At 38.7% G+C, this 13,722-nt stretch carries 4 protein-coding genes; 1 reads left to right on the top strand and 3 read right to left on the bottom strand.

Features of this window, described 5'->3' with window-relative positions; translation table 11 throughout:
• Nucleotides 1-8: 8 nt before the first annotated feature.
• The 3 genes from VH441_RS02570 to putP form a co-directional block, all read right to left on the bottom strand.
• Nucleotides 9-4,085, bottom strand: coding sequence for a UvrD-helicase domain-containing protein (locus VH441_RS02570; RefSeq protein WP_434353926.1), 4,077 nt, complete (start codon nt 4,083-4,085; stop codon nt 9-11).
• A 9-nt stretch (nt 4,086-4,094) separates the two neighbouring features.
• On the bottom strand, nt 4,095-8,282 hold the full coding sequence (locus tag VH441_RS02565; protein ID WP_434353925.1) for an exodeoxyribonuclease V subunit gamma: 4,188 nt from the start codon (nt 8,280-8,282) through the stop codon (nt 4,095-4,097).
• A gap of 204 nt (nt 8,283-8,486) precedes the next feature.
• Nucleotides 8,487-9,992 carry a sodium/proline symporter PutP gene (gene putP, locus VH441_RS02560; RefSeq protein ID WP_434353924.1) on the bottom strand — a complete coding sequence of 502 codons (1,506 nt, stop codon included), beginning with the start codon at nt 9,990-9,992 and terminating at the stop codon, nt 8,487-8,489.
• Between the two features lie 523 nt (nt 9,993-10,515).
• Between putP and putA the strand changes: the two genes are divergently transcribed.
• Nucleotides 10,516-13,710 carry a bifunctional proline dehydrogenase/L-glutamate gamma-semialdehyde dehydrogenase PutA gene (putA, locus tag VH441_RS02555; protein WP_434353923.1) on the top strand — a complete coding sequence of 1,065 codons (3,195 nt, stop codon included), beginning with the start codon at nt 10,516-10,518 and terminating at the stop codon, nt 13,708-13,710.
• The last annotated feature ends 12 nt before the right edge of the window (nt 13,711-13,722 follow it).

Here is a 13,722-nt window from a genome sequence, read left to right as displayed (position 1 = left end):
TTAACTTTTTAATAGCCAAACACTTTATCCATTTCTAAAACCATATCAACGGGGATGTCCCAGTTTATTTTGCCATAGTTTGTTTTATTTGCATTTACATCTGCATCGTCATAAGCATTGTTTTTAGCAACACAGCCACGCACAAACATATATTCAACAGCGCCAAGGTAGTTGGCTTCATTACCTGTATAATCTGCGATGCGTAACTTTAGTAAACGGTGTAATGCCACTTGATAAATCATCGCTTGCAACCAATAGCCTGCTTTACTCATTGCCTTGGCAAGATTTGCCTGATTGTAATCGGTGAAATGATGACCAAGGTGATTGCTTTTATAATCAACCACATAAAACTTACCTTTGTGTTGATAAACAAGGTCTATCTCACCTCGCAAATACTGATAGATATTTTGCCCGTTTGCGGTTGCTAGGTTGATATATCGCTCATCTTGCTCACCTAAATATTTGGCAAAAATTTGGCTTATTTTACTAACAGAAAAACCGTCTCCCAACTTCATGCTAAAGCCAAGCTCTGGCAAGCGGTTTTTGGGTAGTATCTCTTTTAATGAGGTATTAGAGGCGGTAAGTGAGCTGTTAAGAACCTCGTCAATCCAAATCTTTAACTGCTCATGTGTGTCTTGATTAAGCAAATTTATGTCTACTTGCTTAATAAGTTTGCCGTTTTTATCTCTGCCGTATCTGCTTTCTATCCGTTGTTTTTGGATTTTAGTTGATCCATACACATCAGGTAAGTCAAACTCAACCACACATTTATCAATACTGCTGCTCCAAGTTAAGGGATTATCAAAATCGAGCACTTCAAATATTTTATGTAAAAAGCTACCAGCATTGGCACCTTTTACAAAGTCAAAACGGATTTTTTGCCTGTCATCTACGCCAGTTTGCGTGGCGCTTAAATCGCTTTTTTCATTAAATTGTTGATCTAATAATTGCTGCTCAATACTGTCATAATTTGCCTCATTAACAGCGGTGTCTACCACTTCACTATGTAAGTTGTGTGCTAGTGCAGTAAAGCTGGTTTTTGCCCAGCCAATAAAGCTTTTGCGTTTAATCACATCATCATAAATTGGGTAGTCAATTAGCGGTTTGTTATTGGATTTATTAGATGTATGACTGGCCTTATTTGACAGTTTATCAATCTTATTTTTAGTAAAATAGTCACTAATTTCTTGCTCTGGTTGCCAACCAATCGCGTTTTTTAACCGTGTTGGTAATACATAGTTTTTATCAGCACATTCTAGCCAAAAATGTGTTGGGCGTTTATCCAATTTATCTTTTTTAGCTAAGTCGGTTAATGGAAAAAACACTTGCTCGCTGGCACGTGTGAGTGCCACATAAAATAAACGTTTAAGCTCTGCCATTGCTTCATTTTCTACTGCTTGTATAACATTCTCGTCATCACAGGTTGTGAGTTTGCGAGCCTGAAATGCACCCTCAGTAGTTGAGGTAAGATACAAGCTGCTCGCCTGTTTAGCATTGCGTAAAGAGCTGCCCATACCCAATATATATACAATGGGGAACTCCAACCCTTTTGATTTATGGATGGTCATTAACTCAACACCTGCTTGTGTTGGCACTGGGTGCTGTATAGCCCAATCTGCATCCGTTTTATTACCAATTTGTTTAGTTAGCCAAGTGATACATTCATGCTCACCCATGGGGCTGGTATATTGCGCCAAAATATCTAACAGTTGGCGTAAATCAATTAAAGCCCTTTGCGCCTTAGCTTTGTTGGTATTACTTGCTAAGTACTCCCAAACGCTGATATTTTTGAGAGGATTATGGTTACTTAGCAGATATTCCATTGCGGTTAAAATGCCTTTGCGTGTCCATAGCTGGGCTGCTGTTTTACAAAATTGTTGAAAATCACTGTATTGTTGGTTTTGGGTGTTATCTACATTATTTGTATCTATGGTGTTTTGCATGCGTTTAACGTCATCAAGGCTAAAGCCATACCAAGATGAAGTTAGCGTACGGTTAATCAAACCCTGATTAAATGGATTTAATACAGACTGCAATACCGCCAGTAAGTCTTTTGCCATGCGGGTATCAAATATACTTTTATCACTAACTTTAACCGTATCAATATTTAGTTTTTTTAAAGCCGATTCTGCTTCATTTAATGCTTGCTTGGTTCGTCCTAAAATTGCAAAATCGCTGGCAGTTAATGGTTTGCCGTTAAGGGTTGTGTTACTGTTTATCAGGCTTGCAATGTGTTTAGCAACAACAGTGGTTTCTGCATTTTTTATCTCACTGTCATTAACAAGGTGGATGACAGAAACAGGTTGATGCGGCTTAATGCTTAAGTTATTTTGCCAAATTAGATTACTTTGCTCTTGCATGGCAGTGATGTGATTGTAATAAATGCCCTCGCCTAGCTTACTAAATTGGCTGGGTTCATCGTCATCATCTGTTTTTGCGGATGCACCAAACCAACAGTTAAGTGAGTCAATAAGTGCTTTAGAGGAGCGAAAGTTTTGATTAAGCGTGTGGATTTCATTTTTTTTATATAAATTTTTGACTGCATTATAATTGGCAACGTCACCGCCTCTAAAGCCGTAAATAGCCTGCTTAGGGTCGCCTACTAGTAATAAAAATTCGCGGCTGTTGGTACTATCTTTAGACAAATAAATTTTGCGAATCATATCGGCTTGTTCGCTATTAATATCTTGCGATTCATCAATGAGAGCTACTGGGTATTGGTATCGGATATATTTTGCGAGTTTTTGTCCTTGCTCTCCTGCTAATGTTTGGTTTAAACGCACCATTTGTAAGTTAAACGTTGTTTGGTTGCGCTCTTCTAAGATAACTGGCAGTTGCTCACGCACTTTAAGTGCGATATGCCTATTTAAATTTGCAAGCGTTGCATCAATGTAAGTGCCAAGTTTTTGTTGATAGTCTAACAGCTTGACTAATAAATCAATTGAAGGCAATGCCAAAAAGGCTGCTTGTTCTTTTTCTGAATTTTTATTAAAGTTTTTGCCTTCAAAATAAAAGCCTGCCAAACCTGCTAATAGCTTTTTGCTATTGGCATCTAAACTTGTTTCAAAATTAATACCATGTTTTTGTAATGATTCTATGATTGCTGGAATACGGTCTAAATACTTATGTAGATTGGTGTTTTTTCTAAACTTTTGTCGCACACAAAAATCGGCATCAAAATACGGTAAAACATCATCACAATTATGATTATCAAAGCGGGTTAAAAATCGTCTTAAACCATCAAAATCAAAATCTTTAACATCCACTGCTTCAATTGGCACGCTCATAAATTGCAAGGCTTTATTGGCAGTGCTTGTGTAATCGGTCACACTTGTTAAATGCCCGCCTTGTTGCAGTATTTTATATAAGTCGGGTTTGGTATGATAAATATGACTCTGAAACTTACGCAGCTCATCATGGATAATGCCATTAATCACAGCCCATTCATCATCACAGATATACATCCCCTTACTAAAGCCTGTTTCGGCACTGTACTCACTTAACCATTTTTGCGCAAGGCTGTCTAAGGTGCTGACAAACAGTTTATCTAATGTTGTTAACAGGTTGGTTGAGCGTCTTATGGCATCATCTAATGGGTACTTGTCTATGTCATCTGCTAACTGGTTAACAAGGTGTATATTGACCTTATCTTCTAATAATTTTTGGATACCTAGGTTGTTTTGGGCTTGTTTTAAAAGTGCCAATTCACGTTTTGTATGGCGTGTTTTTTTAATTTGGTTTTTTTGTGCAGAGCTTAGCTCTGTATTTTGGTTTTGCGCTGTTTTTGGGTATAGCCAGTCAAAATTTGTGTTGTCATTTGATAATGCGCGAAGCCAATTCAACAAATGATAAAAATCTGTTAAGCGCTCATGAATACGCTGTCTCATTTCTGCTGCAGCTGCACGCGTAAAAGTTGTACAGATGATTTGTTCTGGCGGTACTTTTTTTTCTATCAATAAACGCAAAACAATGCCAGTTAACGTCCATGTTTTACCGGTACCTGCCGATGCCTCTATCAGGTGTTTGCCTGATAGGTTGATATTAATGGCAGGGATATGATCGTTTGTCATTTTTTCTTCTTTCATCTGATTTGCTTATAAGCCCTCAACCGTATTAAACAATTCACTAAACATGGTTTCTGCAAGCTGAGATAATGCTATGGTTATTGCTTGATTCACATCTATCTGTTTTTTGTTATCTTCTAAAATATATTGCCAAATGTCATGTTGGCTACAGCTATCATAAATTGGCTGATTTGGGTTTTTGGCGTTATATACTGGTGCTGACCAACCTATAAAATCACTACCACGAGGCTGATAGTCATTGCCCTTTGCTTGCGCTTTATATTGCTTATCTAAATAAATAAAGGCATATTTAGGCATAAGGATTAACGGATACTGTTTAGCAAATGCGGCATAAATAATCCACTTTTTAAGCTCATTAATTGCGTGTGACTTTTCGATTGCCGGCAGTTGAATAATATCTGCGTTTGCTATTTTACTAACATCGCTACTGGTGCCGGCAAACTGCCAAATGCTCATACCATCTTGCTGTGCAACTTGTTGCAAAGAGGTACCACGGCATATTTGCCAAAATAGATGACGTAACCAAAATTTAAGTAAATGTTTATCGCGTGGTTTGGTGGCAAGCACATTCACCCAAACTTTTGGCTGTTGATTTGTTGTATCGGATACATTTGTTGAATTGTCTACAAAGTCCGATGCCTCGATATGCTTATTGGCATCATTAACTTGCCAGTTAGGTATGATTCCTTTTAACTCCACATTAACCTTTTTGCCAAACATGGTTAATGACAGTTGTAAGTTGTGCTCATCAACAGCTGTTATTAACTTGTCAGTGTTTAACTTTGCTGCAACCAAGGGGTTTTCTGCCAGTTTTTGTTGCAAATGGTAAAGTTGTTGGTTAATTTGCTGATTCATATTTTGCATTGTGCTATAACGGGCAACACCAGCAGGGATAAGCGGCGTAAATAACAGATTTTCTACCTGAGTTGGATAACTGGCAGTATCCGTATTGTTGCCAAGGCTTTCAATTAATGAATCGTTTAATTGATATCGTGTTAACTGGTTTAAAGCTAGTGGCTCTAGGCTCTCGTCTTCATCATCGGTATCGGCAATGTGGATTTGATGATGACGTAAATACAATTTTCCCGTATGCGTTATTTGAGAAGCAAACTGCTCAATATTAATTTGTGTTGGCAACTCAGCATAAAATTTGTTTGTAAAATCAATATTGGGTATGCAAGACATCAAGGCGTTATTGTTATCTATTGGCAGTTGATGCTGCGTTAGTAACTGAGCCATAGCCTGGTATTGTGCCAAAGTTGTTAGCTCAATAATTGGTCTATCTTCTTTGTTATCATTAATTGTTTGATGTAATTGATGATAAACCTGTGTCCAAATAGGCGGTGGTGGAAACTGTTTTTGTTGTTTTAATTTAAAATCGGCTAATAATTGTTTTTCACTTTTTTCATCTTCTACACCTGTCTTGCTATCAGGTTCATTAATTACAAAGCGTTGGTCAGAAAACGGCAAAGGTGCATGACGAGTTAATAACCGTGCGGTAATATGCTCTCGTAGGTCTTGCTGTAAGTTTTTATCAATGCCCTGCCAGCTAATTTCAGACGTTAAAAATTGAATCAGCTCCCCAACTGGGTTGGCAGGTAAATGCTCATTGGTATCTGTTAGGCTTTGTCCGTTATAAAAAATCCAGCAGTTTTGTTTGGCACATAACAACGCATTTAAAAATGCCCCATTGTCATCATCATCGGCACGTCTGTCGCCTCGTCTGGCTAGTCCTGCTTTCATTAAGTCGTATCTGTCATCACGCTCTTGTCGAGGAAACTCAGATAAGTTCATGTTAAGCATCACAACCAGTTTAAAAGGTATAGAGCGAACGGCACCAAAGCGTGCAAACGTAATAACGCCGGTTGGCTCGGCACTTACCTGTTGGCTCTCTAGCTCAGCTTCAATACTTTCTAAAATAAAGCTAAGCTGAAACGGCAACTCTTTAATCGATAATTGATTTTTTAAACTTTCGGCTGGGTGATGGTTTTGGTTGGTGTTGCCTACTTGTTGGTATACATAATTGGCTCGCAGATTTTTTTTCATCCCGTTCATTGCTTTAAAAATGGTGCGCATTGCACGGCTTTGGTCGTGGTTAGCAAAATAAGGATGGATGGTTTCGGCTTCTATTTGATTTAGCCATTCATGTGCGGTTTTTTGTTTTGGTTGCCCACTATCATCATCAAAATATTCGTTTCTGTGTTTATTAAGGGCGGTGTATATTTTACAAAGGGTATCAATGATGACTGCATCGCTTAGTGAGACTGATTCTAGTGGCAAGGTTTTTTCTTTATTTAAGCTGCTTTCATCATCGGTTTGGTTATAAAATATGTCTGTTAATCCGGCTTCTGGCATGGTTAAGCCAAGCACCAATCTGTCCAGTGCATAAGCAAAACTAAAACGATAATCGGTATCTTGGCTATCTAGCGTGGCTTGTAGGTGTGCTTCATCAAACCCACGGATAAAACCAGCTTCTGTTAATAGTTCACAGCCACGGCTCATTTGCTCAAAGCTAAGTTCAAACCCTTCATATACAGGTGGTAATAATAACCACTCATAAAACTCATTTGCTTCAAATCGGCTATGTTCTTGCCCTAGCAGCTGGTAGTAACCACAGATGGCCTGCCAAAGTTGCCTTACAGCTTTGTCTACAACCCCTGTTACTCTTGCTGGCAGGGTTAAACCATCTTGCCCAACCCCATCAACAAAAACAGAGTTAATCATGTCATGGTGGCTATCGACATCTGGCAGCATAACCACAATATCAGAGATATGCCGTGTTATTTTATTACCTTTATTATCTAAAGTGCTTTCATTTAACCATTTGCCAATCATGCCTCTTAATACTTCTAACTGGCGTTGCAAACTATGACAAGAATGGATGCTTAGGCTGTTATCAATAGTATCAAAATCCCAGTGGCGATTTTTTTGTAATAGGTCGTTAAACACGTCTCGCTCAAGTGACAACCTAGTTAAGTTGTCATCCATGACAAGCACATCTTGTTGTAAACGCTGTAATAAACTTGGTTTATAAGCGTGTGTTTGTTTGTTTGTTGCCTGTTGGCTTTCTTCTTCAATTAAATAAACAAAATCATTTTGCCAAATGGCTTGTGCGCTATCATTTTTGTTGCCAGATAAGGATGATAAGGTTGCAAAAGTTTCTCTTTCTTGTTTACCAAGGCGAGATAAAAGCGTATGACCGTAGTCTCGTAAATAAATGATACTTGGATTAACAATTTGCTGATGCTGAAACCAATGCTTATCGACAATGTCTGCCCAGTATGCTTGCGATGGGTTGTAATGGAAAAGTTGGATATCTAAATACTGAGATAAGCGTTGCATAAACGCAAACTCATCAAGCGGTAGCTGCTCAATCGTAAATAAATACAAGCAGTTTGGCAAATTAAGCAGGTTAGCAAAATGATGGCTGTCATATTGCGTGGCAAAGTAAGACAATCCTTGCCAAAATCGGTTTTCTATTTGCATGCGATATTGATACACATCAGCAAACAAGTGATGCCATAAAAACTGTTGCGCGGTTTCTAGCTGGTGGTAGTGTTCTTCTAACCAATCTGGTGTGTCGATATGGTTGTCATTACTACTAAACTGTTTGGTTAATGTCTCTTTTTGTTTAATTAAATTGGTAATATCAACATGTTGGTTTGTTGACCACGTTGTCAACCAATCATTACGGTGCGTTAAATAACGGTTAAAAACTTTAGCAAGCTGCTCGGCCAATTGCCAAAGCCTTGGGTTGCTATGCTCATTAGCCCCTTTTTTAGAGTTAGATTGTTTATCTTTAATTAGTTTGCTTATTAGGGCAAATAATGGATGCTTTTCATCTGCTAAAATGTGGTTTTTGTTGTGTAATAAATAACCAAAAATGCGCCACTGCATTATGCGTGTAGACAACACCGCCACTTCCGGAATGTCAATTTTGCCTTGCGGATCATGCTCATCATATTTTTTTAATACGCTGCTCATGAGCTCAACTTGGTATTGCCCCCAAAATGAGTGCGAAATTAATGTGCTAATACCCAGCTCATCAGCAATAGACTTTTGTAGCCATTCGCCAATAACCATAGAAGGTACCAGCACAACAAACTCATCAAATACATGCCTTTGCTGAGTTTGATAAGCGCCAATTAAATTTTTTAATAATTGTTCGGTTTTGTTAGATTGAATAATTTTTAGCATTTTTAATGTTTTTTATACCTGTTTAAGCTGGTTTTAGTTTGCCATTTATTAACTTTTTTTGCATTAAAAATATTAATGTGTCATTGCTTCTTTTACTATCAATCATTGGTTTTAGCCTAGCTTACGTTAAAATTAAAACATAAAAAAACGAGGTGCCTTGACACCTCGCTATTTAAAACATAGGGTTTATATGATGAGTGCTAACTAGCCTTTTAAACCTTTTTGCATTGCAGCAAATTGTTGTTTAATTTTACTACTTGGTTCATTGGTTGCTAAGCTAACAACAATAATAGAAATTAAACTTAAAACAAAGGCGGGTACAATGGCGTACATAAAGTCACCAGCGGCTTGTCCGTTAATTTCAATACCGCCATAAACCCAAACAATAACGGTTAATGCACCCACAATCATGCCAGCTAAGGCACCGTTACGGTTCATGCGCTTCCAAATTAGGCTCATGATTACAAGCGGTCCAAAAGAAGCACCTAAGCCTGCCCAAGCATTTGATACCAGTTTAAGCACTGAGCTGTCTGGATTAGATGCCATAAAAATTGCTAATACGGCAACGGCAACCACAGAGATTCGACCAATTAATACTTGTTGCCCTTCTGAAGCTTCTTTATTTAAAAACAGCTTATAGATATCACGAGTCAATGAGCTAGATACCACTAAAAGCTGTGATGAAATTGTACTCATAATAGCGGCTAAAATTGCGGCTAACAAAAAGCCTGCAATTAATGGGTGGAATAAAATTTGTGAAAATACCAAAAAGATAGTTTCTGGATCGTTTAGTGATACTTCAGGATGCTTTTGGATATAAGCAATACCTGCAAACCCTGTTGCCATCGCACCAACCAAGCTTAAAATCATCCAGCCCATACCAATATTGCGTGCTGTTGGTACATCTTTTACCGAGCGGATTGCCATAAAACGTACAATGATGTGTGGCTGACCAAAATAACCAAGACCCCAAGCCATTAATGAGATAATGCCCATTACGGTTACGCCATTGGTAATATTTAGTAAATCAGGGTTCAAGTTGCGTGCAATATTAACGCCTTCGCTTATGCTGCCAACATCGGTAAAAGCAACGATTGGCACAATGAGTAAGGCAATAAACATGATACAACCTTGCACAAAGTCAGTCATAGATACGGCTAAAAATCCACCAATTAAGGTATATAAAACTACAATACCAGCGGTAACCCATAAGCCTAGATCATACGATAAATTAAGTGAGCTTTGAAATAATTTACCACCAGCAGTTAAACTGGCTGCTGTATAAACCGTAAAGAATATGATAACCACAATGGCTGAAATCACTCTTAACAGGTGAGAGTTATCCTGAAATCGGTTTGCAAAATAATCTGGCAACGTAATTGAGTTATCAGCAACTTCGGTATAAACACGTAAGCGAGGAGCAACTATTAAATAGTTTGCTAAAGCACCTAAGGTTAAACCAAAACATATCCAAAAACTAACGATACCAGAAGCATACATATAGCCTGGTAGTCCCATAAGCAACCAGCCAGACATGTCTGAAGCACCGGCTGACAATGCCGTAACTGAAGGGCTAAGTTGTCGACCACCCAGCATATAGCCTTCAGAATCATTTTTTTGTTTTGAGTAGGCGTATAAGCCAATAGCAATCATTAAAATAAAATAACCTGCTAGTGAAACATAAACCCCTGTACTAACGACTCCTTGCATAATTTTTCCTCTTTTTTAGGTTTACTTTATTGAATTTAATAAAACAAAATAAAGTAAAATTTAACAAAATTATAAGCGTACATAATAAAATGCGCGGCGATTGTAACAAAATTATCAGAAGTATTAAAATATTTTATTGAACTGAAAACAAAATCAGTGTTAAAATTATTGCACCTGTGCATCACCTCAAGCAACGCCGTAGAGGTATTTCGTTTGGTCGCGGTTTCAACTCACAAGCAAACCCACCAAACAGAAGAAGGCATTATGCACCTCAGAGTTTTGTTATTTTTTTGGTATGTTAAATTTAGTGTGTTTTGTTTGTTACTAAATTATTAACATTTACCGTGATACAAGTCTGTCGTGTTAGGTATTTTCGTGTTTTTGCATACAATTTAGTTTAGTCAATCACTAATTAATAATTAATGACGCAAAAGTTCTAGCCACCACAAATCACTTTAAATAAATATCAAAGCTCTTTTTATTGATTAATTTTTTATCCTTAATCGTAAACTGGAGCACTTTAATGAGCCTAATAAAAACAACCACCCCTTTTGAGCAATTTACAGCACCTGAGAAAATCCTATTTAGCCCGCAAGATGTGCTAAAGCCAGACTATTTAAATCAGGGCAGTAAAGCATTGTTTAACAATATATCCCCGCTTTACAGTGTTGATGAAAATGCTTTTATGCAAACACTGTTACCACTTGCTAAACCAAGTGAAGATGAAAAGACAGGTATTAGTGAACAAACCTATAAACTAGTTGAGCATGTCCGTAACCATGGTGATGCCGTTAAAATGGTAGATTCCCTATTACTTGAATACAGTCTTGATACACAAGAAGGTATTTTGCTAATGAGCCTTGCCGAGGCATTAATCCGTGTGCCGGATAACCGTACAGCCGACGCCCTAATTGCCGATAAAATGAGTGTTGCTGACTGGAAAGCCCATTTAGGCAGTGACAACGGATTTATTGTCAACGCCTCTACTTGGGGACTAATGATGACAGGCAAAGTGGTTAGTATCGATAGAGGTACAACCGCAGCAGGCTTTTTAGATCGTATGACTAAAAAAATGGGTGAACCTGTTATTCGCTCTGCCATGCAAAAAGCAATGAAGATTATGGGTCATCAGTTTGTATTGGGAGAAACGATTCAAAAAGCAAATACAAACAGCAAGCCTTATCGTGAAAAAGGCTATACCTACTCATTTGATATGCTTGGAGAAGCCGCACTAACCCAAACAGATGCGGACAAATACTTTGATGATTATTTAGAAGCAATTAAAGCGGTTGCAGACGTTAAAGTGAAACAAGGGATGCCAAAACCATCGGTATCTATTAAGCTATCGGCATTGCACCCTCGTTATGAAGCCACCAATGATGAACGTGTACTGAGTGAGCTGACAGCCACTGTACTAAAATTGATTAAAGAAGCCAGAGCCGTAGATGTTGACTTAAGCATTGATGCCGAAGAAGCTGACCGCCTTGAGATTTCTTTAAAGCTTTTTGAAAAGCTATACCGTGACGAAATTACCCTAGGCTGGGGTGGCTTGGGTATTGTTGTGCAAGCCTATTCAAAACGCTGTATTGCCGTATTAGCTTGGCTTGCTAGCCTTTCTAAAGAAGTGGGTGATGTCATTCCTTTGCGTTTGGTAAAAGGTGCCTATTGGGACAGCGAAATTAAACTTGCGCAACAAAAAGGCTTGTCTGGCTACCCTGTTTGGACACGCAAAGAAGGTACCGATACGGCTTATTTAGCGTGTGCGCGCTTTTTGTTATCAGAGCATTTACAAGGGTTGATTTGGCCACAGTTTGCAACGCACAATGCGCATACCCTATCTTGCATTATGACCATGAGTCAGCACAAGAACTTTGAGTTCCAACGCTTGCATGGCATGGGAGATGCGTTATACGATCATATTTTACAAGCCTATAACATACCGGTTAGGATTTATGCACCAGTGGGTGCGCATAAAGACCTGCTCCCCTACCTTGTGCGCCGTTTGCTAGAAAACGGGGCTAACAGCTCTTTTGTACATCAATTGCTTGATAAATCTTATCCAATTGAAAAATTAACCGTACATCCTTATGACAAGCTAACCGCACATGACAACTTACGTAATATGCGTATCCCATTACCGCTTGAAATTTACGGTAACCGAAAAGCCAGTTATGGGGTCAATATTTATATCGAATCAGAGTGGACACCATTTAATCAAGCCATTGCACAATATCAAGATACTCAGTGGCAAGCCTTTAGTGTGATTAATGGTACAGATGTAGAAACCCTAAAATCACAACAAATCAACTCGCCATATAGCCATAATCAAACGGTTGGTATATGTCACACTGCTGATGCCAATATTGCCCAAAAAGCAGTAACAGCAGCCATAGAAAATCAAGCAAGATGGCAAGCGGTATCGGCAAACGAGCGTGCTCAGATGCTACGTAATATTGCTGATTTATATGAAGAAAACTATGCCGAACTTGTTGCCATATTGCAGCGTGAAGCCGGTAAAACCATGCAAGATTGTATTGATGAAGTACGTGAAGCAGTTGATTTTTGCCGCTTTTATGCCGATGAAGCACAGCGACTTGATGCAGATATAAATAGCTACACCAATCTTGCTGGTAATCAGGTTACTCAAAAACGCAAGGCACGTGGCACTATGGTTTGTATTAGTCCATGGAACTTCCCGTTAGCGATTTATACGGGGCAGATTGTGGCATCTTTGGCAACAGGAAACACCGTGGTTGCAAAACCTGCCGAACAAACCAGCTTAGTTGCTTATTATGCTATTAAGTTAATGTATCAAGCAGGTATCCCACATGAAGCGTTACAGTTTGTCATCGGTGCAGGTGATGTGGGTAGTGCCTTAACCAAGGCACAAGGCATTAGTGGCGTTATCTTTACTGGCTCAACTGGTACGGCTCAGCTTATCAATCAGTCATTATTTAGCACCGAGATTGCTAGTGATATCAATGCATCGGATGCTTTACCAATTTTAGTTGCCGAAACAGGCGGTCAAAACGCCATGATTGTTGACTCTACTGCCCTACCAGAGCAAATCGCTATTGATGCGGTAATGGGGGCATTTGGCTCGGCTGGTCAACGTTGTTCTGCTTGTCGCATTTTGTGTGTACAAGATGACATTGCTGATAACGTGATTGAGCTTATTAAAGGACATATGGCAGAACTTAGTGTTGGTAACCCGACTTTAGTGAAAACGGATGTGGGTCCTGTTATTGACACTGAAGCGCAAAAAGGTTTATTAAACCATATTGATGCAATGCAGCAAGCAGAAGATGCCAAGGTAATTTATCAAACACCAATTGTTGAAGGTATGACGGATGCTTCAACCTTTGTACCACCAACGCTAATAGAAGTTGACAATATTAAAGTGATTGGCGGAGAACATTTTGGTCCTATCTTGCATGTTTTACGCTACAAAGCTAAAAAAGATGCCGACTTAGACAACTTAATCGATCAAATTAACGCAACGGGTTATGGTCTTACTTTAGGCATACATAGCCGTATTGAAAGTGTTAGCGAGCATATTGAGCGTCGTGCCATTGTGGGTAATACCTATGTAAACCGTAACCAAATTGGCGCAGTTGTTAATGTACAGCCTTTTGGTGGTAACGGCTTATCTGGTACGGGTCCTAAAGCTGGTGGACCTAAGTATTTAGCAAGGTTGACCAAATGGGTACAAGTATAAACACGATTAATA

The organism is Psychrobacter sp. HD31, from assembly GCF_051097895.1.
In the GTDB taxonomy this organism is placed as follows: Bacteria; Pseudomonadota; Gammaproteobacteria; order Pseudomonadales; family Moraxellaceae; genus Psychrobacter.
The sequence above is the reverse complement of the archived record's forward strand: the minus strand, read 5'-3'. Positions and strand labels throughout refer to the sequence as shown.